At 62.9% G+C, this 22,912-nt stretch carries 26 protein-coding genes; 9 read left to right on the top strand and 17 right to left on the bottom strand.

The genetic code is table 11. The annotated features are described in order from the left end of the window. Positions 1 to 556: 556 nt before the first annotated feature. The 5 genes from RBB18_RS05165 to RBB18_RS05145 form a co-directional block, all read right to left on the bottom strand. A complete protein-coding gene (locus tag RBB18_RS05165; RefSeq protein ID WP_103762560.1) occupies positions 557 to 1,309 on the bottom strand; it encodes an ABC transporter permease in 753 nt (250 codons plus the stop codon). Positions 1,310 to 1,314: 5 nt separating this feature from the next. Beyond that, entirely contained in the window at positions 1,315 to 2,109 is a 795-nt protein-coding gene (locus RBB18_RS05160; RefSeq protein WP_211286126.1) for an ABC transporter ATP-binding protein, read from the bottom strand. Continuing rightward, complete coding sequence (locus RBB18_RS05155; RefSeq protein WP_103762561.1) at positions 2,109 to 2,921, bottom strand: ABC transporter permease; 813 nt, start codon at positions 2,919 to 2,921, stop codon at positions 2,109 to 2,111. Before RBB18_RS05155 ends, RBB18_RS05160 begins: the two co-directional genes overlap by 1 nt. Positions 2,922 to 2,982: 61 nt before the next feature. Continuing rightward, positions 2,983 to 3,978: an ABC transporter substrate-binding protein gene (locus tag RBB18_RS05150; RefSeq protein WP_103762562.1), complete on the bottom strand. Its 996-nt coding sequence runs from the start codon at positions 3,976 to 3,978 to the stop codon at positions 2,983 to 2,985. A gap of 61 nt (positions 3,979 to 4,039) precedes the next feature. Then, on the bottom strand, positions 4,040 to 4,768 hold the full coding sequence (locus tag RBB18_RS05145) for a FadR/GntR family transcriptional regulator (protein ID WP_274592743.1): 729 nt from the start codon (positions 4,766 to 4,768) through the stop codon (positions 4,040 to 4,042). A gap of 131 nt (positions 4,769 to 4,899) precedes the next feature. On the opposite strand from RBB18_RS05145, the gene RBB18_RS05140 reads away from it, so the two are divergent. The 6 genes from RBB18_RS05140 to RBB18_RS05115 all read left to right on the top strand — a co-directional run bounded on the left by RBB18_RS05140 (position 4,900) and on the right by RBB18_RS05115 (position 11,017). Next, positions 4,900 to 5,586, top strand: a complete 687-nt coding sequence (locus RBB18_RS05140; RefSeq protein ID WP_306110405.1) for a fumarylacetoacetate hydrolase family protein — start codon at positions 4,900 to 4,902, stop codon at positions 5,584 to 5,586. A gap of 308 nt (positions 5,587 to 5,894) precedes the next feature. After that, positions 5,895 to 6,065 carry a hypothetical protein gene (locus tag RBB18_RS05135; protein ID WP_274592744.1) on the top strand — a complete coding sequence of 57 codons (171 nt, stop codon included), beginning with the start codon at positions 5,895 to 5,897 and terminating at the stop codon, positions 6,063 to 6,065. 11 nt (positions 6,066 to 6,076) lie between these two features. Further along, positions 6,077 to 7,339, top strand: coding sequence for an imelysin family protein (locus RBB18_RS05130; RefSeq protein ID WP_274592745.1), 1,263 nt, complete (start codon positions 6,077 to 6,079; stop codon positions 7,337 to 7,339). A gap of 61 nt (positions 7,340 to 7,400) precedes the next feature. Continuing rightward, a complete protein-coding gene (locus RBB18_RS05125) occupies positions 7,401 to 8,957 on the top strand; it encodes a di-heme oxidoredictase family protein (RefSeq protein ID WP_306110386.1) in 1,557 nt (518 codons plus the stop codon). After that, entirely contained in the window at positions 8,954 to 9,937 is a 984-nt protein-coding gene (locus tag RBB18_RS05120; RefSeq protein WP_306110385.1) for an imelysin family protein, read from the top strand. Before RBB18_RS05125 ends, RBB18_RS05120 begins: the two co-directional genes overlap by 4 nt. Before the next feature lie 3 nt (positions 9,938 to 9,940). Further along, positions 9,941 to 11,017 carry a DUF1513 domain-containing protein gene (locus RBB18_RS05115; protein WP_306110384.1) on the top strand — a complete coding sequence of 359 codons (1,077 nt, stop codon included), beginning with the start codon at positions 9,941 to 9,943 and terminating at the stop codon, positions 11,015 to 11,017. A gap of 115 nt (positions 11,018 to 11,132) precedes the next feature. On the opposite strand, the gene RBB18_RS05110 is transcribed toward RBB18_RS05115, so the two are convergent. The 7 genes from RBB18_RS05110 to RBB18_RS05080 all read right to left on the bottom strand — a co-directional run bounded on the left by RBB18_RS05110 (position 11,133) and on the right by RBB18_RS05080 (position 17,736). Further along, the gene (locus RBB18_RS05110; RefSeq protein WP_103762979.1) at positions 11,133 to 12,578 is read right to left on the bottom strand and encodes an NCS1 family nucleobase:cation symporter-1; all 1,446 of its coding nucleotides are present in this window, start codon (positions 12,576 to 12,578) and stop codon (positions 11,133 to 11,135) included. Positions 12,579 to 12,663: 85 nt separating this feature from the next. Further along, complete coding sequence (locus tag RBB18_RS05105) at positions 12,664 to 13,512, bottom strand: bifunctional allantoicase/(S)-ureidoglycine aminohydrolase (protein ID WP_103762568.1); 849 nt, start codon at positions 13,510 to 13,512, stop codon at positions 12,664 to 12,666. Beyond that, entirely contained in the window at positions 13,509 to 14,009 is a 501-nt protein-coding gene (locus RBB18_RS05100; RefSeq protein WP_103762569.1) for an ureidoglycolate lyase, read from the bottom strand. The genes RBB18_RS05105 and RBB18_RS05100 overlap by 4 nt, the downstream gene beginning before the upstream one ends. Continuing rightward, entirely contained in the window at positions 14,006 to 15,256 is a 1,251-nt protein-coding gene (gene puuE, locus RBB18_RS05095) for an allantoinase PuuE (protein WP_103762570.1), read from the bottom strand. The genes RBB18_RS05100 and puuE overlap by 4 nt, the downstream gene beginning before the upstream one ends. 94 nt (positions 15,257 to 15,350) lie before the next feature. Beyond that, positions 15,351 to 16,727, bottom strand: a complete 1,377-nt coding sequence (locus RBB18_RS05090; protein WP_274592750.1) for an NCS1 family transporter — start codon at positions 16,725 to 16,727, stop codon at positions 15,351 to 15,353. Between the two features lie 21 nt (positions 16,728 to 16,748). After that, a complete protein-coding gene (locus RBB18_RS05085) occupies positions 16,749 to 17,447 on the bottom strand; it encodes an aspartate/glutamate racemase family protein (protein WP_103762572.1) in 699 nt (232 codons plus the stop codon). Between the two features lie 49 nt (positions 17,448 to 17,496). Beyond that, entirely contained in the window at positions 17,497 to 17,736 is a 240-nt protein-coding gene (locus tag RBB18_RS05080) for a hypothetical protein (protein ID WP_306110407.1), read from the bottom strand. Here RBB18_RS05080 and RBB18_RS05075 point away from each other — a divergent pair. Next, positions 17,656 to 18,258: a GntR family transcriptional regulator gene (locus RBB18_RS05075; protein ID WP_306110404.1), complete on the top strand. Its 603-nt coding sequence runs from the start codon at positions 17,656 to 17,658 to the stop codon at positions 18,256 to 18,258. The two genes, RBB18_RS05080 and RBB18_RS05075, sit on opposite strands and share 81 nt — an antisense overlap. A gap of 168 nt (positions 18,259 to 18,426) precedes the next feature. Here the strand turns inward: RBB18_RS05075 and RBB18_RS05070 are convergent, their stop codons facing one another. The 3 genes from RBB18_RS05070 to RBB18_RS05060 form a co-directional block, all read right to left on the bottom strand. Further along, positions 18,427 to 18,768 (bottom strand): DUF2853 family protein, encoded by a 342-nt coding sequence (locus RBB18_RS05070; RefSeq protein WP_103762980.1) that lies wholly within the window; start codon positions 18,766 to 18,768, stop codon positions 18,427 to 18,429. A gap of 217 nt (positions 18,769 to 18,985) precedes the next feature. After that, positions 18,986 to 19,759: a PRC-barrel domain-containing protein gene (locus tag RBB18_RS05065; RefSeq protein ID WP_103762574.1), complete on the bottom strand. Its 774-nt coding sequence runs from the start codon at positions 19,757 to 19,759 to the stop codon at positions 18,986 to 18,988. A gap of 214 nt (positions 19,760 to 19,973) precedes the next feature. Further along, entirely contained in the window at positions 19,974 to 20,288 is a 315-nt protein-coding gene (locus tag RBB18_RS05060) for a hypothetical protein (protein WP_146049989.1), read from the bottom strand. Positions 20,289 to 20,582: 294 nt separating this feature from the next. Between RBB18_RS05060 and RBB18_RS05055 the strand changes: the two genes are divergently transcribed. Both RBB18_RS05055 and RBB18_RS05050 read left to right on the top strand, forming a co-directional pair. Beyond that, the gene (locus tag RBB18_RS05055; RefSeq protein WP_306110403.1) at positions 20,583 to 21,149 is read left to right on the top strand and encodes an HD family hydrolase; all 567 of its coding nucleotides are present in this window, start codon (positions 20,583 to 20,585) and stop codon (positions 21,147 to 21,149) included. After that, positions 21,146 to 21,637 (top strand): GNAT family N-acetyltransferase, encoded by a 492-nt coding sequence (locus RBB18_RS05050; protein WP_306110383.1) that lies wholly within the window; start codon positions 21,146 to 21,148, stop codon positions 21,635 to 21,637. The genes RBB18_RS05055 and RBB18_RS05050 overlap by 4 nt, the downstream gene beginning before the upstream one ends. On the opposite strand, the gene RBB18_RS05045 is transcribed toward RBB18_RS05050, so the two are convergent. Continuing rightward, on the bottom strand, positions 21,626 to 22,174 hold the full coding sequence (locus RBB18_RS05045) for an ActR/PrrA/RegA family redox response regulator transcription factor (RefSeq protein WP_103762577.1): 549 nt from the start codon (positions 22,172 to 22,174) through the stop codon (positions 21,626 to 21,628). The two genes, RBB18_RS05050 and RBB18_RS05045, sit on opposite strands and share 12 nt — an antisense overlap. A gap of 71 nt (positions 22,175 to 22,245) precedes the next feature. Further along, on the bottom strand, positions 22,246 to 22,872 hold the full coding sequence (locus RBB18_RS05040; RefSeq protein WP_306110382.1) for an SCO family protein: 627 nt from the start codon (positions 22,870 to 22,872) through the stop codon (positions 22,246 to 22,248). Between the last annotated feature and the right edge of the window lie 40 nt (positions 22,873 to 22,912).

The following is a 22,912-nucleotide window of genomic DNA, read 5'->3' as shown; positions in this document are numbered from 1 at the left end:
CGCGCCGCACACACCTCCCAGGGGCAATTGCCGCGATATCTCGCATCACTTTTTTCGGAACGGCGAGGGCGTCAAAGCCATTTCTCCGGAGTCGACTGTCAGCGTCCTCGGGTGGCGCAACCTGGCCAAGGCGAAGACATGCCGGGTCTCTGCGTCATCACGTCCTGCGATTGCTTTCCACGTCCACGTTTGGATAAAGAGAATTTGTCGAAATTACGTTTCTGGTGCCGTCCCGGGTATTTTCGCGGTTTCGGGGGTTTTTGGCGGTTTTATTGAATGCAAACCCTAGATTTGTTTGCGTACGAATTCCTGAACTGTCTACGGGAGGCAGGGGCCGGAGGTTCGAAATCTTCTCACTCCGACCAGTAAAATCAGGGCCCGCAGGAAACATTTGTCGCATCAGCCTGCGCCAGATTTTTCCGGCCCCAACTCGGCGTCGTCGTGGTGAAACCGAGTGCCGGAGCCGTAGCGAGATGCTCCAAGCCGGTCTACGGATGGTAGTCCGGCTTGGAGGGGAGTGTCGTGGCCTTAAGGGTGCCGGAACTTCAGGTCGCCCTTAGCTTCGTGCACCAGCATAATATTCAACACGCTGTTCCAGCCGCCCGATCATCTCGGCGAGGCCGAGAGCAAAGGCGAAAAGGATCAGGATCAGAGCCCAGAAATGGGCCATGAGAAAGTTCTGCGAGTAGAGTGCAAAGAGCGCTCCGACCCCGATGATCGAGACAAGCAGCTGGCCGATGACGACGCCCTTGACGCCCCGGATCACGCCCAGCCTGAAGCCGGCAAGGATCTCCGGCAGAGCCGAAAGCAGGATGATTTTCATCCGGTGCCAGCGCGAGGCCCCGAAGGACGAGGACATCTCCATCAGGGATGGCGACACATGCAGGACTCCCGCCCGTGTATCCAGGGCGATGATCCAGACGGCGAACATGAAGACGGTTACGATTACCGTTGGCATGCCCATTCCGAAAAGGATCATGATGACCGGCACGAGCGCCGAAAGCGGCGCCGACAGGAATACGTTCACCCACATGTTCAGAAGTCTGTCCGCGGGCTTGACCAACCCCATGAGAAGACCCAGCGAGACGCCGACGACGAGCGCCAGCGCCAGGCCGCCGAGATAGCTCAGCACGGTGATGCGCGCTGCCTCAAGGAAGCTGGGCGTCGTGATGACGTCCGGGATCGCCAACAGGACGTCGCTGAATGGCGGGAACAACATGACGAGTTCGAACTGGCCGATGATTTCCCAGATGACGACCCAGACCAGCAAAGCTGCCATCTTGGGGACCTTGTATCCGTAGAGTTCCATGTGCGTTACTCCACGTAGTCGCGCAGACCGGCCCAGATATCGTCGATCAAGTCGAGATACTCCGGGTTGCGCCGGATGGCTTCGGGATTGCCGGAGCGGTCGATCTCGGGCGTCACAACCTGTTTCAGACGGCCGGGACGCGGTGACAGAAGAACGATCCGGTCGGACAGGTAGACCGCCTCCTCGATTGAGTGGGTCACGAGAATGAATGTCTTGTTCTCGGTCTCGCGCAGGCGGATCAGGTCCTCCTGGAACTTGCGGCGGGTCTGTTCGTCCACGGCCGAGAACGGCTCGTCCATCAGCAGGACCTCTGCCTCGACCGCCAGCGCACGTGCAAGCCCGACGCGCTGGCGCATCCCGCCGGACAGCTCATGCGGATACTTGTCCTCGAAACCGGCAAGGCCGACCTCGTTGATGTAATGGCGCGCCTTGTCTTCCCGTGCTTTCTGACCAACGCCTTTCAGTTCCAACCCGAACGCCGCGTTCTTGAGCACGGTGGCCCAGGGCATCAGCGCGAAGTCCTGGAAGACGAAGGCGCGTTCGGGGCCGGGGCCGGTCACGGTCTCGCCGTTTACGCGGATCTCGCCCGAGGTGGGTTTCAAGAGCCCTGAAATGATCTTCAGAAGCGTGGTCTTGCCACAGCCCGACGGGCCAAGCAGGCTGGTCAGTTCGCCGCGGCCGAAGCCAAGGTTGATGTCCTTCAGCGCGGTCACGGTTTCGTTGTAGACTTTGTGAATTCCGGCGACCTCGATGATCTGGTCCGCCTCGGTTTCCGCGACGATTGGTTGCGTCATGTGCATCAGGTGCCTCTTTTCTCGGGCCGGAACAGCTTGGTTTCCAGCAATTGAAGGAGCGAAACGGTTATTACCGCGAACGCCACGATTGACAGGATGACCGCGTACATGTGGTCGAATTGCGCGACCGACCTGCTGTAGGTGATCAGGTCGCCGATACCTGTCGGTGTGATCAGAAGTTCGGCCAGAACCGCACCGGAGAAGCCTTCCGCGACGCCAAGCCGTATCCCGGCGAACATCATTGGGCTGGCCGCCGGCAGTATGATCCGGAAAACCTGCTGTCGCCTCGAGCCCTGGAACGACTTGCACATGTCGACCAACGAAGGTGATACGTTGCGGACCGACTTGTAGCTGTTGATCGCGATGACCGGCATGGCCAGCATGACCACGGCCAATACCTTTGATGTCATCCCGATCCCGTAGACAAAGGTGATCAGGGGGATCAATGCGGCCATCGGTGCTGCTTGCATCGTGATGAAGACCGGCAGAGTGATCCATTCCGCATCCCGCCGAAGGCCCATCAGAACCCCTGCGCTTACCCCCACGGCAAGGGAGAAAACCAGGCCGATCACCAGGGGCTGGAGTGTCCGCAGGTAGGCGGAAAAGAGCGAGCCATCGGCGGTCATCTCCCAGAGCGCCGTCATGGTCTCGAAGAAGGTCGGGAAGGCGTAGTTGAAATTGGTCCGCCCGGCGATTTCCCACGCCGCGAAGAACAGAGCAAGCGACAGAAGGCGCCACAGAACCGGCGTGTTGTCCGCCAGCACGCCAAGGGCACCGGTCATGGGGCCAGCAACAGCGGTTGGAGATTGTGTTGTCATTTATAGATCCATCAGGGTCAGGGCTCACCCCGGACGTGCCGGGATGAGCACCAGTGACGTCTTACTGGGCAGCCTTGGCCGCTTCGAGCGGGCCGAAGTTCCAGTAGTCGGCAGGGTCGATCTCTTCCGGGTTGCCCTCGACCTGGCCCGCCGCTGCGAGAAATGCGATGTCATCCTTCGCATTCTGCGGCTCACCCCCGTCGAGCGGATAAACACCGCCCTCGACAGCCTCGCTGTAGTAGGGCACCGCGTCGGCCACGGCATCATCCGGCAGGTCCGGCAGAAGGCCGTATTCCTCGCGCAGGTCCGCCACGATGCTTGGGTCGGCGTCGATGTCCTTCCAGGTCCGCAGCAACTCCTCGACGAATATCGCCAGATCGTCGCCACGTTCCTCGAAGGTCTCGGCATTGGCATAGAGCGCTTCGTCCGTCGCATCGACGCCTTCCAGCGGAAGACGCGCGAACTTGTCGCCGCCCTGTTGCTGCAACAGCCGGAAATTGGCCGCGTCCACGATCGTGGCGTTGATCGTACCCTGAAGCATGGCGCCCGCCCGCACTTCCGAGCCCGGAACATAGGAAATTCGGGAATACTCGATGCCGTGCTTGCTTTCCATCAGGCGCATCAGTGCCTCGGTGCCGGAACCGCGCGAATGAACCGTGACTTCTTCGCCGTCCAGGTCCTCCCATCCGGAATAGACTTCGCTGTTTACCACCGGGAAGAAAAGCAGGCTCGACATCCGGTAGAACATCCGGATCGGTGCCTTTGCGTTCTGGATAAAGGCATAGGGCGCGCCCACCCCGATATCCGCTTCACCGCCCAGAACCGCCTGAGAAGCGACATCCTCGGAGTTGAAGAAGGTCATCTCCATTGGCACACCACGTTCCTTGGTGCGCTCCATGGCGATCAGCAGGTTCAGGCTTTCGACACTTGCGATGTCACCGAAGGCCACGCGCAGCGGATCTTTGTCCTGCGCGAAAACCGGGCCGGCCATCGCCATTATCGTCCCCGCGGCGAGGCCCGCCACGGATTTCAGAATGGATCGTCTTTGCATATTCATCGTCTCCTCCCAAATTCGATGTTGAATGCCCGGTTGGCGGGCTCTGCGACTTGATCTGCTCTTATCCTTCGTCAAAGAGCCGTCGCGAGACCGACCCGAGATGGACGCGCATCGCGTCGTACGCACCCTCCGGATTACGCGCCTCGATCGCGACGGCAATCGCCTCATGCTCCCTGAAACTTTGGTGGTCTCGGTTCGGACGAACCGTGTCGCGCGTGACGCTGCCCCAGGCCACCGCCCGGCGGACCTGATTGAGCTGGTCGAACAGCGACAACAACAGCAGGTTATCGGCCGCCATCGCGATCGTGCGGTGGAAATGGTCGTCCTGCGCCTCGTAATCGTCCCAGTTGGGCGCCGACTCCGCGCGGTTCATGGCAAGGCGCATCCGCGTCATCGACTCGCTCGATGCATTCATCGCGGCCTCTCGGGCGATGGCGGGCTCGATGCAAAGCCGCGCGCGCATCATGCGGAACGGCGTCAACTGCCGGCCAAGCTGCACAAGCCCACCTGCGCCGCCCGAGGCAGCAGCGCCATTGGCCACAAAGGTGCCCTTGCCGACATGTCGCCAGATCACCCCATCCCGTTCCAGATGGTCGAGCGCACGCCGCAGCATCGAACGGCCCATCGCCAGCGCGCCTGTCAATTCCCGTTCAGGGGGCAGTCGGTCACCCGGCTCATAGCCACCATCGGCGATGAAGGCCCGCAGTCGTGCCACGGCATCATTCTGGTCCGACGGTTCCGGCTTGCTGAGCAAGTCGTCTTGCGAAATTGGTGCACCAATTGATCTCATGCCTGATCGATTCCCAGTTTTATCCGCAACCTATACTGCTTTCTTTCGAAAAAACCAGATTGGTTGCGATTGATCTTACCAATCCATATCGCTATTACAAGACACAATCCAAATTTTCCGGGAGGAATCGAATGTCAGACTATGTAATCCCCACGCCACCCGTCGTTGCGCTGCCCGTCGCGGGCAGTGCGGCGAAGTTTCCGGTGCGACGCGTTTATTGCATCGGCCGGAACTATGCCGCTCACGCCATCGAGATGGGCCATGACCCGGATCGCGAACCGCCTTTCTTCTTCCAGAAGAACCCTGACAACCTGGACCCGTCCGGCATTTTTCCCTATCCGGACCATTCCTCGGATGTTCATTTCGAGGTCGAGATGGCGGTGATGCTCAAATCGGGCGGCGATAAAATCTCGATCAAGGACGCGGAGAGCCATATCTTCGGTTATGCGCTGTCGCTCGACATGACTCGTCGTGACCTGCAGGGAGAGCAGAAGAAAATGGGCCGGCCGTGGGAAATCGGCAAAGCGTTCGAGCGTTCCGCGCCCTGCGGTCCGATTCATCCGGTTAGCGAGACGGGCCTGCTGAACGAAGGTCGCATCACGCTGTCGGTCAACGGAGAGGTTCATCAGGAGGGCGACTTGAACCAGATGATCTGGAAGGTGCCCGAGATGATTTCCTACCTGTCCGACTACTTCACGCTCGCTGCCGGCGACGTGATCCTCTCCGGCACGCCCGCCGGCGTGGGGCCGATCAATCGCGGCGACGAAATACTGATGGCTGCCGACGGTCTGGGCGAAGTCAAGATCAAGGTAGAATGATACCGCGCCTGCCCAGGGCGCCGGCCATGGGCAGGCTTTTCTAACCTGAGACGCATTGTGGACGACCGGGTCACCGTTGCATCCGGCCGTCCCAGAATTCACAGAAATCATTGAATTTATTGGTGAATTACCAAAGCTGGTCGTGGCCTTGCCTGGCACCTGACCCGGCGCAAGGGTGATCCGGCGTCATGTCCGGACGAGGATCATGCGCCTTTTTGAATCCCTACTGAAAAACTCGACTATTGCATCGTCCGACTTATTCCGTCAGGAATTTGGCAGAGCGCAATCGGTCCAGCGAAAGATGCAGGATGACCAACGTTGATTCGCAACCCGGTGAGATCTGCCGAAACGCGCTGCTTCAGCTGGCAGTCTATGGCATTGCCGGACAGGGTCTGTCGGTCGAGCGGCTTCTGGATCGCATGGCAAGCCCGGATCGCCCGGACGATGAAGCCACGCCGCGCCGCCTTGGAACCCAATAGAGGACAAAGAGATGCTCCGCACCGTATTGACCACCACTGCCATCGCGACCGCGATGTCGGGACCCGCCCTGGCGCAGTCCGCCACAGAAGTGCTCGACACCTATGCCGATATCGCCGAGGCGAACTACGGCGACAGCCTTGAGGCCGCGCGTGTGCTGCAAGAGGCTGTGAGCGCCCTGATCGAGACGCCGTCGGCGGACACCATGGCCGCCGCCCGCGAAGCCTGGCTGGAGGCGCGTGTTCCCTACCAACAGACCGAGGTCTTCCGCTTCGGCAACCCCATCGTGGATGACTGGGAGGGAAAGGTGAACGCATGGCCCTTGGATGAAGGGCTGATCGACTATGTCGACGGTGCCTATGGTGGTCCGACCGATGCCAACCAACTGGCGGCGCTGAATGTCATCGCCAATCCGACCTTCACCCTGTCGGGCCAGGAGATCGACGCGACCGAGATCACACCTGACCTTCTGGAAAACACCTTGCACGAGGTGGATGGCATCGAGGCCAACGTCGCCACCGGCTATCACGCTGTCGAGTTCCTGCTGTGGGGGCAGGATCTCAACGGCCATGACGACGGCGCGGGCAACCGGCCTTGGACCGACTATGCGCAGGGCGATGCATGTACCAATGACAATTGCGACCGCCGGGCCGATTACCTGTCTGCGGCGACCGATCTCCTGGTTTCGGATCTGGAATGGATCACCGCCCAATGGGCAGAAGGCGGCGAGGCCCGCGATACCCTGATGGCCGACGAACAGGCGGGGCTGTCGGCCATCCTGACCGGTATGGGCAGCCTGTCCTACGGTGAAACCGCGGGTGAGCGGATGCGGCTGGGCCTGATGCTCAATGATCCCGAGGAAGAGCATTCCTGCTTTGCCGACAACACCCATAATGACCACTATTACAACGGTGTCGGCATCCGGAACATCTATCTTGGACGCTACGTGCGCACGGATGGCACCACGGTAAGCGGGCCGTCCTTGTCCGATCTTGTCGCTGCCCGCAATCCCGAGCTGGACACGGAAATGCGCAGCCGTCTCGCCGACGCGGTGCTGGCACTGGGCCGGATCAAGACCGCTGCCGAAGCGGGTTTCGCCTATGACGAGATGCTGGCCCGCGGCAACGAAGGTGGCGAGGCGCTGATCATGGGAGGCGTTGACGGACTGGTCGGCCAGACCCGGTCGATAGAACGCGTCGTTGCCGAGCTAGAACTGGGCGGGATCGAGATCGAGGGCTCCGACAGCCTGGACAATCCCTCCGCCGTCTTCCAGTAACCACACTCAAGCGGGGGTGCGGCGTGTTCGCGCCCCCGGCCTGTCGCACGACGTGAGACCCATGCGAAAGCCGCTGATTTTCCTGCTGCCGCTTGCGGCGGCTTTGTTCATTCCAGTTGCCGCACACCTGTCCGAGACTGCGCCATGGTCGGGCTTGGCGGATGTGCATCTCGACATCATCCCGCGCACCGAGGCGGAGCGTGCACGCATTGCGGCGGTGACCGCGCGTCCAACCGATTTCTCTGCGGCCTGGGCATTCGAACAGAACCCCGCAGGCGGCCAGACCGTGCGGGCGCGCAACACGCCCGACGCCTTTTCCCAACCCGCCGCCAACCTGACCTTCGAACAGGAAATGGAGTTCAAGCTTGGCAATGGCATGTTCGAACGTGTCTGGGTTTCGGCACCCGCGTCGACGCTGGCGTCGGACGGGCTTGGGCCGCTCTATAACGCGCGCTCCTGTCAGCGCTGTCACCTCAAGGACGGGCGGGGCCATCCGCCCGAAGGGCCCGACGACAGCGCCGTGTCGATGTTTCTGCGCGTATCGGTTCCGGCCGCGGCGGCAGAGGCCGAGGCGATCCATTCCTTTATCGAGGGGACCTATCCCGTGGCGCCTGAACCGACCTATGGCAGCCAGTTGCAGGACTTCAGCCTGCCGGGCCATGCGCCTGAATATCGGCTTCAGATCGACTACGAGGAGATCGAGGTCGTGCTTTCGGGAGGCGAGGTCGTCACCCTGCGCGATCCGGCCTACACAGCTGCCGATCTGGGCTATGGCCCGCTGCACGAAGCTGCCATGATCAGCCCTCGCGTCGCGCCCCAGATGATCGGCATGGGGCTGCTCGAAGCGATCCCCACGCAGGATATCCTGGCTTGGGCTGACCCCGAAGATATGGATGGCGATGGCATCTCGGGCCGGCCCCAGGTCGTCTGGTCCGACGTGCACGAGCAGCCGATGCTGGGCCGTTTTGGTCTGAAAGCCGGCAACCCGACCGTGCTCGAACAAAGCGCCAGCGCCTTTGCCGGCGATATCGGTATCTCCAATCCGGTCCACCCGGCAGGCTCGGGCGAATGCACCGATGCACAGACCGATTGCACGGCGGCCCTGCATGGTGGCGACGCGGAACAAGGCGGCCATGAGATCGATCAGGTCGGTCTTGATCTGGTGACCTTCTACAGTCGGACGCTTGCCGTTCCCGCGCGCCGCGACGTGGAGGACGCCCGGGTTCTGCGAGGGCGCGAAGTCTTCTTTCAGACCGGCTGTGCCGATTGTCATCGTCCGAACTACGTGACCCATCGGCTGGAAGGTGACAACCCGGCCAGTTTCCAGTTGATCTGGCCGTTCACCGACATGCTGCTGCATGACATGGGGCCGGGTCTGGCAGACAACCGCCCCGAAGGCCGCGCAAGCGGTCAGGAATGGCGCACTGCCCCGCTCTGGGGGCTCGGCATGACCGAAACCGTGTCCGGCCACACATATTTCCTGCATGACGGCCGCGCCCGGTCGCTTCTGGAGGCGATCCTGTGGCATGGTGGCGAAGCGCAGGCGGCCCGCGACCGGGTTGTCGATATGCCCCCCGCCAACCGCGACGCCCTGATCCGTTACCTGGAGAGCCTATGAGACTGCCCATCCTCGCCACGACGCTTTGCCTTGCCGCGCCAGCCCTGGCCGACGTGGACAGCGCTTTGGACCGGCACATCCTGCCCGGCTTTGACGCTTTCGCCGAAAGGGCCGCGGTGCTGGCGGAAACCGCGGCCGCGGACTGCCGTCCGAAAGCCGTGGGGCCGGCCTATCAGGCCGCGTTCGACGCCTGGATGCCGGTGGCGGACCTGCGCCTTGGCCCCTCCGAAACCGGCGCCCTTTCGATCGCTTTCTGGCCCGACCCGCGCGGCTTTACCCAGCGCACGCTGACCCGTTTCATTGCCGAGGAAGACCCGATCGCCCGTGACCCGGAAGGCTATGCCGATGTCTCGATCGCCGCGCGCGGTTTCTTCGCGCTGGAAATGCTGATCCATGACCCGGCCTTCGCGGAGTATGCCCCCGGAAGCTATACCTGCGATCTTGTCACCGCCATCGCCGCGGACCTGCACAACCAGGCCAAGGCGCTGGAGGCAAGTTGGGAGGGGGAGTTCGCCGCCACCCTGCGCAGCGCCGGCGCTGCGGGCAATGCCACCTTCCTGACCGAAGACGAAGCCCTGCGCGCGCTCTACACGCAGATCCTGTCGTCGCTGGATTTCACCGCGCAAAAGCGGCTGGGCTTGCCCTTGGGCACCTTCGACCGCCCGCGTCCCGCGCTGGCCGAGGCGAGGCGATCAGGGCGGTCCGTCCGCAACGTTGTACTGGCAGCCGAAGCCGCGCATGGGCTGGCCACGGCTCTGGCGGATTGGCCGACGCCTACAACCGACGCCGCTCTGGAGACCGTGCAAACCGCAGCGGCGCGTATCGAGGCGCCCGCGTTTCAGGACGTGACTGATCCACAGGCGCGGCTGCGCGCAGAGGTCCTGCAACAGGCCGTCAACAGCCTTCGCGAGGCCATTGAGCAAGAGATCGGCGCCCGCTACGGGATCACGCCGGGCTTCAATTCACAGGATGGAGATTGAACGATGGCCACGCGGCGCAGTTTTCTCGCATCGCTCATGGCGGCTGGCGCTGCCCCGCGCCTTGGCTGGGCGGCGGTGGGCGACCCACACTACCTGGCCGCGGCGAAAGACCCCGACGGGGTCTTTGCGCTCTATGGCGTGTCCCGGGACGGCACGACGACCTTTCGGGTGCCGCTTCCGGCACGGGGTCACGCCGGGGCGGGACATCCGCGGCGCGCCGAAGCCGTGGCCTTTGCAAGGCGACCGGGCCGTTTCGCGCTGGTGATCGACTGCGCGACGGGTGCGGTGCGCCACCGGCTGACCCCGCCCGAGGGGCAGCATCTGAATGGGCACGGCGTTTTTACCTCCGACGGCGCGCTGCTGCTGACGAGCGAGCAGCGGGCCGACACCAGCATGGGCATGATCGGTGTCTGGGATGCAGCGCAGGGCTACACCCGGATCGGAGCCTTTCCCACCGGCGGCATAGGCCCGCATGATATTCGGCTCATGCCCGACCGCGCGACCCTGGTCGTCGCCAATGGCGGCATTGCAACCGATCCCACGGACCGCAGAAAGTTGAACCTGGAAAGCATGCGACCCAGCCTCGTCTACCTGTCATTGGAGGGCGTCGAGCGGGATCGCGTGGAATTGGCCCCAGAGCTGCACCAGAATTCAATCCGGCACCTTGCGGTCCGGGCAGACGGGCTGGTCGGTTTCGCGATGCAATGGCAGGGCGAGGCCGGGGCCGCGACCCCGCTGCTGGGTCTGCACCGGATGGGCGAAGCGCCGGTTCTTGCCTCCGCGCCCCTGGCCGATGAACTTGCGATGGATGGTTATGCCGGAAGCATCGCTTTCAGCGGGGACGGGGACGGCCCCGACCTGGCCATCACCTCGCCCCGAGGCGGGCGATTGCATCGGTTCACGGATGACGGCACGTTCTTGGGCCGCGTAACCCGCGCGGATATCTGCGGCCTGGCGCCACTCGGGTCGGGATACCTGGCCAGCGACGGGCTCGGCGGGCTGTTCGCCATCGACAAGGCCGGACCGCAAGCGCTGGCCCGGCACGACGTCGCCTGGGACAACCATATCGTCATGTTGTGATAGCGGGCGAACCTGAAACCCTCAGGTCGTCGCCCCGGACGCGCGCCACAAGGCTGATCCGGTCCGCGGTAGGCCGGCAGCATCACTCTGCCGCCGGCCGCCATTTTTGCCAGGGTCAGGTCGTAGCGGACGTCTTGGCCAGCGCATAGTACAACGCGCCGCCAAGGCAGGCCCCGATCACCCAGTTATACCCCGACAGGAACCCGAACCACGGCACCCAGACCGTCGCGACCGAGAAGATCGCCGCGATGGCAAAGACCTTGACCGCCGTGAGGTTCCAACCGTTGCTGTAATGATAGCGCCCCCCCGACATGTCATAGAGATCATCCACGTCCAGGATTTGCCCGCGATGCAGGTAGTAGTCCACGATCATGATCCCGAACACCGGGGCCAGCGTCGCACCCAGCGTGTTGACGAACCCGCTGATGCCGACCTCGCTGATGAAGCTGGTCCAGAAGCCGCCGATGATCAGCGCCAGGAACGAGGTGATCAGCCCCGCCTTGCGAAAGCTGATCTTTTCCGGTGCAAGGTTGGCGATGCCATTCACCGCCGGGATGAAATTGGCGACAAGGTTGATCCCGACCGTGGCCGCAAAGAAGGTCAGCGCGGCGATGACCCCCAGCAGCACGCTATCCGTGCGCTCGACGATAACGCTGGGGTTGGTGATCTCCTCGCCAAAGACGACAGCCGCCCCCGCGGTGGTCAGCAGGGCCAGCGCCGAGAACAGGATCATGTTGAACGGCAGCCCCACCAGGTTGCCCAGCACCATCGAACGCTTGTCGCGCGAATAGCGCGAGAAATCGCTGAAGTTGATCATCACCGCGGCGAAATAGGCCACCATCGTGCCGACGATCGCGACGAAGCCGTTGAACTCGGTCAGGAAGGTCGCATCCGGATTGGCAAAGATCGTGGCGGTCGCGTCCAGCAGCTTGCCGTCGGCGCGTTGCCAAAGCACGATCAGCAGGCCGATCATCACCAGATAGACGAAGGGCCCGGCGATGTTCAGGAAGGTCTCGACCCAGTTCATGCCACGCCAGAAAATCACGATGTGAAACGCCCAGACGATGAAAAACGACAGCCAGTCGATTCCGGTCAGGCCCAGAACCTCCGCGCCCCCGGCCTCGATCCCGGTCAGGGACCGGATCAGCAACGCAACCGCGGTCGAGGCAAAGTAGACCTGCACACCGTACCAGAACACCGCGACCGTCGCCCGCAGGACCGCGGGCAGGCGCGCGCCGCCGGTGCCAAGGCTGGCGCGGGCCAACACGGGATAGGGGATGCCGTATTTCTCGCCCGGCGCACCGGACAGGTTGACCATCCACATGGTGAACAGCCCCGCGGCGATCAGCGCGGCAAAGGCGGTCCAGCCGCTGACCCCGTAGGAGATGAACAGCGACGCCACCAGCGAATAGCCGAACAACGACTGAACGTCGTTGGCCCAGACGTTGAAGATCGCGAACCATCCCCAGGTCTTTTCCCCGGGCTTGACCGGCTGAAGCGTGTTGCCTTCCGGGTCCAGCGTGGACCCGGCATGGCCGTGGTTGTTATCGATTGCAGTCATGGTGTCCTCTCTGTCCATCGACATCATTATTGTTTTTTTGAATTGGCCCGGCGGCGTGTCGACTACCGCTGCCGGGATGCGCCGCTCAGCGCGGCAAGTGACCCAAGGCCCCGGGCGCGAGCGGCATGTGCCGGTTCACGTCCTTGTAAAGAAGATAGCGGAACGGCTCCGGCCCCCCGGCATAGCAGGCCTGCGGGCAGAACGCGCGCAACCACATGAAATCGCCGGCCTCTACCTCGACCCAGTCCTGGTTCAGCCGATAGACCCCCTTGCCCTGCAACACGTAAAGCCCGTGTTCCATGACATGGGTTTCGGCAAACGGGATCACTGCGCCCGGCTGCAGGGTGACGATGGTCACATGCATGTCGTGGCGCAGGTCGTCGGGATCGACGAACCGGGTGGTGGCCCACCGGCCGTCGGTGTCGGGCATCGCGGTCGGTGCGACATCTGCCTCGTTGGTAACCAGCGCCGGGGGCGCGTCGATCCCGTCAACCGCCTGATACGCCTTGCGTATCCAGTGAAACCGGGCCGGCGCCGCGCCCGGTACCCTCAGCTGCCAGTCCGTATCGGGCGGGATGTAGGCGTATCCGCCGGGAGCCATTTCGTGCGCCACGCCATCCAGCGTCAGCCGCAGCGTCCCGTCGACGACGAACAGCACCGCCTCGACCCCTGCTTCGGTTTCGGGCCGGTCGCTGCCGCCGCCGGGCTGCACCTCGGCGATATATTGCGAGAATGTCTCGGCAAAGCCCGACAGGGGCCGCGCCAATACCCAGAACCGGGCCTTGTCCCAGAACGGCAGCTTGCTGGTCACGATATCGCTCATCGTGCCGTGCGGGATCACCGCATAGGCCTCGGTAAACACCGCGCGGCCGGTCAGCAGCTGACTCTGGGGCGGCAACCCGCCCTCGGGATAGGCATAGGTGCGGTCGCTCATGACAGGTCTCCCTGGACTGTGAAAGGTTGCTCGAACCAGTGTTCTTCAAGGTTGTCGCCCGGTCCGATCCGGTCGATCACCAAAAACCGGCCCGGCCCGCCGATCGGGTTCAGGACGCCGTGCCAGACGCCGCGCAGCAGGTTCACCGCCTGTCCGGGCTGGCTGAGAAAGGCGCGCGGTTCGCCGGGGCGGCCCGACGCATCCGGGGCCACGCAGATCAGCATCGCCACGGGATCCATCGGCACGAAGGCCTGGCTTCCCAGCGGGTGACGCTCCATCATCCCGAGGCTGGCGGGCAGGGTTTCCGCCTCGGCGTCGAACAGGCTCAGCCCGGCGCGGCCCTCGTCTCCGAAATCGAGCCGCGCGCGGTCGTGGAACCGGCCACAGCGACCCTGGTTTATCATGATATCGGGCGCGCCCCGAGCCTCGATCACGTCGCCGAACGGGGCAAAGGCCTCTGCCGTCAATGGAGCGGCCTGAATGCGCGGGCCGCTCATGGCAGCAACTCTCGCAGGCGCGGCAGAAGCGCGGTTTCATACGCCGTGCAGGCACGGTCGACGGCGCGCGCGTCTGTCGCCGCTCCGGGATCATCCCCGCCCGCGCCGACCGTCGCGGACTGCGCCGTCCCGGCAAGCTCTTGCGCCAACGCCGCACGCTCCGCGTCAGAGGCGCTGCGCAGGGCGCGGCAAAAGGCATTGTGCAACCCGATGGCGCTGTCATGGCCCGGCCCAAGTTCCAGTGCCCAGGCCCGCGGGGCCAGCCACTTGCCCGCGCCAAGCGTCGGTCCGAACACTTGGATGAACCGTCCCTCTTTCATCGCGCTGGGGCGTTCCTGGCGATGGTGGGGGTGGGTGGCGGCCCAATGCCGCGCGATGTCGCTGCGGAGCGGGCACCAGACGGCATCGTGACGCTGCACATGCTCGATGAAACGGCGCAACCCGGCGATCTTGCCGGGGCGGCCGATCAGGCGGCAATGCAGCCCCACCGTCATCATCTTCGGCGCGCCCGCCGCGCCCTCGGCATAAAGCGTGTCGAACGTGTCCTTCAGGTAGGTCTCGAAATCGCCGCCCGTCACCCAGCCAGGCGTGGCGGCAAAGCGCATGTCGTTGGTTTCCAGCGAATAGGGGATCATGAGTTGATCGCGCCGGGAGAATTCGCGCCAGTGGGGCAGATCGTCGTCATAGCAGTCCGAGATATAGTCGAACCCGCCTTCCTCGGCGACAAGGCGCACGGTGTTGACACTGCACCGGCCCGTGTACCAGCCGCGCGGCCGTTCACCGACCACCTCGGTATGCAGGCGCACCGCTTCGGCGATTGCCGCGCGCTCCTCGTGTTCGGGCATATCCTTGTGGTCGATCCACTTCAGGCCGTGGCTGGCAATCTCCCAGCCGGCGCCGGTCATCGCCGCCACCTGTTCGGGGCTGCGCGCCAGCGCGGTCGCGACGCCATAGATCGTCAGCGGAATACCCGCCCCTGTGAACAGGTCGTGCAAGCGCCAGAACCCGGCCCGCGCGCCGTATTCATAGATCGACTCCATGTTCCAGTGACGCTGGCCCGGCCACGGCACCGCGCCGGGAATATCCGACAGGAACGCCTCCGAGGCCGCGTCGCCATGCAGAACGCAGTTCTCGCCGCCCTCCTCATAGTTCAGCACGAATTGAACGGCGATCTTCGCACCATCGGGCCAGCGCGGGTCCGGCGGCGTCGCGCCGTAGCCGCGCATGTCACGGGGATAGCGGGTCATGTCTGCTCCTTTGTTGAAATCTGTCCGGGCACGCGTCAGCGGCGGACGGGCGGAAGGGGCCGGCGCGCGACCCCTTCCGGGCGATATGCGTGCCTCAGCCGTCGAGGAACCGGCGCGCGGCGGGCATGTGCCGCATCAGCAGGTAATAGGTCAGCCCCGCCGGGATCAGGCTTGCATACCACGAAACCGACGAAAAGGTCAGAGCCGCGGCAATCCCCACGGCCATCGCGATCAGCGCCGCCGGGTTGAATCCCTTGTAATCGCCGGTCTCGTCGTAAAGCTTGTCCAGGTCCAGAACCTGCCGGCGCAGCACGTAATAATCCACCACCAGGATCGCAAAGATCGGGCCGAGGAAGGCGCTGTAGGTCTGGATGAACAGGTTCAGACCGGCGGCGGACTCGTCCTTGACCAGTTCCCACGGGAAGGTGGCGAAGGCCAGCAGACCGACCAGCACAGCCGACGTCTTGTAGTTCAGCTTGAACACATCCATCAGCGCATAGGCCGGCGGCACCACGTTGTTGAGAATGTTGGTCGTCACCTGCGCAAAGGCGATGAACAGCAACGTGATGACCAGCAACAGCTTGTTGTCCACCGCGTTCGAGAACACGCGGATCGGGTCCACCTCGCCGGTCGCACCCGACACCATCAGCCCGATCAGACCCATGAACAGTGTCGCGGGCAGGATCGAGTTGGCATAGATCACCACCTGCCGCGTGCGCCCGACGGAACGGCGCAATTCGCGCGAGTAGTCCGACACGTTCAGCATCATCGTCGCGTAGATCCCGAGGAACAGCATTGTCGCCCCCCAGAACGGCGCGCCCCAGGTGCCTTCGACATTCACGAGGTTCGTGCTGATCTCCTCGCCGTATTTGCCGATCACCGACACGAACATGTAGATCAGCGATCCGATGATGAAGACCGAGCCGATGTTTTCCAGCCACTTGATGCCATGGAACCCGAGGACCGACAGGAATATCTGCAGGAACTGGAAGCCGATGAAGAACACGACGATGTTGGAATAGCCAAACAGCGTTTCACTCACCAGGTTCAGCGCCCCGGCACCGATCCAGCTTTGAAAGCCGAACCAGACGATGGCCGGAACCGACCGCACCAGCGCGGGAATGCGCGAGCCGGTGAACCCGAAGGCGGAGCGCACCTGCACCATCATCGGAATGCCGTACTTGTGGCCTGCCGCCCCGTTGATCATCAGCGCAACGCCGATGACGGTGCAGCCGATGGCGATGGCCAGAAAAACCTGAAGCAGGTTCAGCGTGCCCACCAGGCCCGACCCGATGGTAAAGGTGCCAATCGACACGCAGCCGCCCAGCCACGCGAACAGGTACGACCAGGGATCCATGATCCGGGTCTCCTGCGGGGCCAGCGATTCCTCGCCCAGGCCCTTCTTGTCGATTGCATGGGGTACGTGGTCTTCCTGGGGCATAACGCCCTCGTTTGTATCCGAAATTGTCATCTGTCTCCTCCCAGTTGTCTGTTATTTCGGGTTGGGTGTGGCGTAGGCTCCGATCTTGCTTGTTTTCAGCCCCGCGCCGACCAGCGCCTCGGCGAATTTCGTCGCCACCGAGACACCGTCGATCACCGGAATGCCTGTCTCCTCCGACAGCCATTCCACCAGATCGGACATACCGGCACAGCCCAGCACCACGGCCTCGCAGCGATCCTCCTCGATCGCGCGCAGGATCTCGTCGCGCACCAGAAGGCGGGCATTCGATCCGGGCTCTTCCAGTGCCAGCACGGGAATCGCCGCCGAGCGCACCTTGCGGCACTGGTGATCCAGCCCATAGCGCCGCACCAACTCCTCGATGATCGGGGCGGAACGGGGCAGCGTGGTGATCACGCTGAACGACGTGGCGATCATGCTGGCGGCCTTCACCGCCGCCTCGCACAGCCCCACCACCGGGCCGGTCGCGATCTCGCGGCACGCCCCCAGGCCCGGGTCGTCGAAACAGGCCACGACGATGGCATCGGCATGTCCGGCTTCGGCGTCGCGGACCTGATCCAGAAGCTTGGGCATTGCCATCGCCTCGTCGTAATGGCCTTCGATACTGACCGGCGCGCCGATTCCGGTGCGCGCCTCGATCTCCACGCCCGGCGCGCAGACCGACCGCGCCGTCGCTGCGATCTTGTCTGTCATGCTGACCGTGGCGTTCGGGTTGATGACGGCGATTTTCATGTGCTCCTCCACTTGATCTGCACTTTAGATAACATAAATTGTTAACAATCTAAATAGACAATTTTTGCGGTCGAATTTTGTCGGGAATAATGGCACCTTTCAACACAGGCTGAATTGCGGTGATCCGATGTCCGAAAATCCAGAATTGATGATCGTCGAACATGTTTTGGACGCGGTCGCGGATCAGCGCCTTCAGGCGGGGACCAAACTGGGGGAACAGGCGCTCTGCGATCTTTTTTCCTGCAATCGCGCGCATGTACGCCGTGCGCTGGCGACCCTTGCCGCGCATCAGGTGGTCGATCTGATCCCCAATCGCGGCGCTTTCGTCGCCACCCCGTCCGAAGCCGAGGCGCGCGACGTATTCCAGGCCCGGCGCGCGATCGAGGCCACGATCATCCGCAACGTCGTGCGCAATGCAAACGCCGCCGACCTGACCGCCCTGCGCGCCCATCTGGAGGAAGAAGACCGCGTGCGCAGCGCCAACGACAGGTCCCGGGCGATTCGCGCCTCACGCGCCTTTCACATGTTGCTGGGCCGGATCGGCGGCAACGGCGTGCTGGAAAAATATCTGTCCGAACTGACCATGCGAACCTCACTGATCATCGGGCTATACGGATCCAATCGCGCCAGCCTGTGTGACGATGACGAGCATTCCAGGATCGTCGAAAGCATCGTCAACCGCGACGAGGCGACAGCGCAGTCCATGGTCGACATGCACCTGCGCCACATCGAATCCGAGATCGACTTCAACAAGGAACGCCCGCGCGGCGGTCCCCTGTCGGTCCTGATTCAACCGACGGCTCCCGAATAGAACGCCGGGGCTTTGATGCGGTGAAGATCCGCGCTCGGATAAAGCATTTCGGGCACGCAACGCGGGCGATCTGACAGCTGAAAACCTTGGCCGACCTCTTCAAACAGTCGCCCTGAACGCAAGACGCCCACCACTGGGGGCGGGCGTTTCATTCGGGTCTTGCCGGTCTCAGCGATAGACCGCTTCTTTGCCGAAGTGCTTGGTCAGCATGTAGTAGATCACCGCTCGGTACTTGTTGCGCTCGGACTTGCCGTAGGTCTCGATGCACTGGTTGATCGCATCCATCAGTTGCGGCCCGTCGGACAGACCCAGCTTCTTGATCAGGAAGTTGTCCTTCACCGTCTCCAACTCGTGCTCTTGCCCCGCGGCCACGGTCGCGGCATCGGCATCGTAAATCGCCGGCCCGCAGCCGATCGTGACCTTGGTCAAAAGGTCCATGTCCGGGGTCATCCCGCATTTGGTTTTCAAATCGTCTGCGTATTTTGCAATCAATTCATCACGGCGTCCCATAAAGTCTTCTCCCACCTGTCCCGGCATTCCACCGGGGTGTGTTTTCAGTTCCGGCGCAAAAGCCTCGCGCAGGATAGCCACATACCGTTGCTCGACAAAGGGAATTCTCGCGGCTTTTCCACGGAGCGCACGAATGCGCCGGGGCGATGCCGGAAACGACAACGGGCGCCCCCGTCAAGGGGCGCCCGGCGTCCTGCGTAACGCTGCAGGGTACGATTTACATCGCGCTGTCGAGCGGCACGTCGTCTTCCAGACCTTCCACGCCGGTCTCGTCGAATTCAGGCTGTGCTTTCAGCTCTTCTTCGGTCCACGAGCTCAGCATCATGCCTTCGCCTTCGGGGGCCATCGAGAATTCTTCCAGCGGGATGGCGACGGTGTATTCGCCCAGCCCAAGGAAGCCACCGATGCCGATCACGGCAGCAAGGTCTTCACCCTGGCGCACGATGTAGTCGATCTCGCCCACATCTTCGCCGGCTTGCGTGGTCACGTTCTGGCCAAGGATGTCGCCGACCAGCATGCCGCTGAAGCTGCTGTCCATGCCACCCTCGGTGCTGGTGACGTCGTTGCCTTCTTCAGCATTCATCTCGGTGTCGGCAGCCATGTTGTCCGACGACTCGGTAGCTGCATCGGTCTCGGTGTCAGCAGCAACGTCGCTGTCCGTCATGTCGTCAGCGGCCTCATCGGTCGATTCCGCAACATCATCGGCTGCTTCTTCGGTCGCGTCGGCTGCGCCTTCGGCCATGTCCTCGGCACCCTCGGCTGCATCTTCTGCGGTGTTTTCAACAGCTTGTGCTGTGTCTTCCGCCGCGTCTTCAACAGCATCGCCGGTCTGCTCGGCGCTCTGTTCCAGCTCTTCCGAGGTGTCCTGGCTCTCGACCTCGGCCGATTGCTCGGTCGTCAGCGTGCCTTCGGCATCCGCTTCGGATTGGGCGAACGTTGCGCCGGTCATCAGGGCGATGGCGGCAACAGAAGTTGTCAGTGTCTTATACATTGGATCTTCCTCCTTTGCGTTATGCCGCCTCAACCAAGCCCGCATCAGGTTAGTTCCCGGCGGAATCGAAAATGCCGCCCGGCGGGGCGCAGGGCGGCGCTTTTTTGCCGAAAACGGAGTCTTTCCAGCGAGATGTGCCGGTTGCAGGGCTTTCGTACCCACGAGAAGACGAAGCTTTTGCACAAGGCTCGGAACGGTTCGACCGGAACCGGATTTAGCTGGCCGATCCCAGGATATGCGCGTCTGGCCCCTGCTGGTGCCAGTCGGTGCCGGTGGCCACGATGCATGTCATGCCGTCGGGCCTGGTCATCATCACGGTGAAGGTTCCGGTTTCGCGCGAGGACCACACCTCGACCAGCGCCTGGCTGTCATCCGTGGTCTGCAGGCCGGCGGCGGTGGGCTGTTCGTCGTAATGGACGGCGAGCCGCTCCACGACCGTCTCGCGCTCTGCACATTGCGCGGCGATGGCGGGCGTGCCGATGGCAAATGCGCCCAATGCTGCCCCGACCGCTGAGAGTTGCCTGATCATCTCAAGCTCCTTTTACAGGTCTATCAGGGGCACGCCGCAGCAGTTCGGACATACCCTGTCTATGGTCGCGATCACGTCGATGCGGGGCAGTTCTCGATTGTTTTTTGCCTCATAAGCCCGACATCGTTGGCAGCAGTGATGCGATGCGGCCAGTGTGCGGCGGAAATGTGGCAGGAATGTGGCACACCGGACGTGCCAGCGAAGCTTTGCAATTCGGCCATCCGATGCATAAACCATGAACAAACCCTGTAGTAACGGAGCCCCCCCGTGCCCCCTCCTCGTGCCTGGCAAAAGATGCTGTCCGGTCGTCGTCTCGACCTTCTGGACCCGACGCCCGTCGATATCGAGATCGAGGATATCGCCCATGGGCTCAGCTTCGTCGCGCGTTGGAACGGGCAGACAAACGGCGATTTTGCCTATTCGGTGGCCGAACATTCGCTGCTGGTTGAAAGGCTCTATTCCCGCCTGAACCCGCGTCCGGCCCCAAAATGGCAACTGGCCGCGCTGCTGCATGACGCACCGGAATACGTGATCGGTGACATGATCTCGCCCGTGAAAAATGCCGTTGGGCCGGCCTATGACGAACTCGACAAGCGACTGGCGGCAGCGGTGCATCTGCGGTTTGGCCTGCCCGCGGCGATCCCGATGCAGGTCAAGAAGATGATCAAGAAGGCCGACAAGATCAGCGCCTGGATGGAGGCCACGACAATCGCCGGCTTTTCAGAGGCCGAGGCGACGCGTTTCTTCGGCACGCCCCCGGCTGATATCATCGACGGTCTGCACATCGTGCTGCGCCCGCCGATGGAGGCCCGCGCCGATTACACCGCCCGCCATGCAGAGCTGATGCGCCTGACCGAATGATCCACGTTCGTCAGGCCAATCCGCTCGACGCCCGCCAGATGGCGGAACTGCTGAACCGGATCATCGCCAAGGGCGGCACCACGGCCCGGACGACGTCCATCACTCCCGAAGAGATGCAGGCCGAAATGCGGCTCTATCCCGGCCTGAACGCATGGATCCTGGCCGAAGACGACGCGGCGCAGGTGCTGGGCTTTCAGCATATCGGCCCGCATCCCGACCTGCCGCCCGAGGCCGCCGATATCGCCACCTTCGTCCGGCTGGGCCAGACCGGCCTCGGCATCGGCTCGAAACTGTTCGAGGCCACCAAGCGGCGCGCCAGACGCATCGGATACAAATGGATCAACGCCACGATCCGCGCCGACAACGACAGTGGCCTGACCTATTATCAAAGCAAGGGGTTCGAGGATTGCAGGCGCCTGCCCGACACAGTGCTGGCCGACGGCACGACCGTCGACCGCATTTGCAAGCGGTATGACTTATCGCGGTGAGCGTTTCGCCAGGATCCGCTGCAAGGTCCGGCGGTGCATGTTCAGCCGCCGCGCCGTCTCGCTGACATTCCGGTCGCACAGCTCATAGACCCGCTGAATATGCTCCCAGCGCACGCGATCCGCGCTCATCGGGTTGTCCGGTGGCGGCGGCATTTCGTCGTCACTGGCCAACAAGGCGTTGGTGATGTCCGTCGCATCCGCCGGTTTCGACAGGTAATCCGTCGCCCCGATCTTGACTGCCGCGACGGCGGTGGCAATCGCGCCATAGCCGGTCAGCACCACGACCCGGCTGTCGGGACGCTTTTCGCGAATGGTTTCCACGACGTCGAGGCCATTGCCATCCTCCAGCCGCAGATCGCACACCGCGTAGGCCGGTGGGCGCGCCGTGGCAATCGCCTGTCCCGCTGCAACGGAGCCCGCCATCTCGACTTCGAAGCCTCGCTTCTCCATCGCCTTTGCAAGGCGTCTCAGAAAGGGTTCGTCGTCATCGACAAGCAGCAATGTCCTGTCGGCTCCGAGCTCCGCGTGTTCCGCCATTGTGCAAGTCTCCTCCCGCTCGCGACTTCAGATGTAGCGCGCCCCTGATCATGCGTCAAACTATCGCAGGGTCAACTGGCATCTAAGTAGCACTGGACACGGTCCGCCATAGCCTCGGCGGTGTCATCCCGCCGAAAAAACTCGACAAATCCGTGCTCGGGCAGGGTGAGATAAGTAAAGGTCGAGTGATCCACGAGGTAGTAATCCGGGTCGTCGCTATCCTGTTTGGACGAAAACGCGCGGTAGGCAGTGGTCGCCGTCTTCACCTGCTCCTCGCTTCCCGTCAGGCCAAGCAGATCGGGGTGAAAGGCGTCGGTGAACTCGCGCATCACTTCGACCGTGTCACGCTCGGGGTCGACGGTGATGAAAACCGGCTTCACGTCCTCGCCGCGCTCTTCCAGCATTTCCACGGCGGCCACGTTGCGTGCGTTGTCGATGGGGCAGACATCGGGGCAGAAGGTATAGCCGAAATAGATCAGTGCCGGCTTGTCGATCACGTCTTCTTCGGTCACCGTCTCGCCGGTTTCACTGACCAGCGTGAACGGCCCTCCGATGGCGCCGGCTCCACCGGCTACCGCACCGCCGCGACATTGGGCGAACTGGTCATCGCCTTCGCCGCCCGAAAATCCCAGCCACGACATCGCGCCGACCATCGTTACAACGGTCAATGCCGCAAGAATCGCGTAAACTCGTGTCATGATGCCTGTCACCTCGCTAGGATTATCCGCTTGCCTGTGG

The organism is Roseovarius sp. MMSF_3298 (assembly GCF_030733705.1).
GTDB lineage: Bacteria > Pseudomonadota > Alphaproteobacteria > Rhodobacterales > Rhodobacteraceae > Roseovarius > Roseovarius confluentis.
Note: the sequence above shows the minus strand (reverse complement) of the source record. Positions and strands in the feature narration are given on the sequence as shown.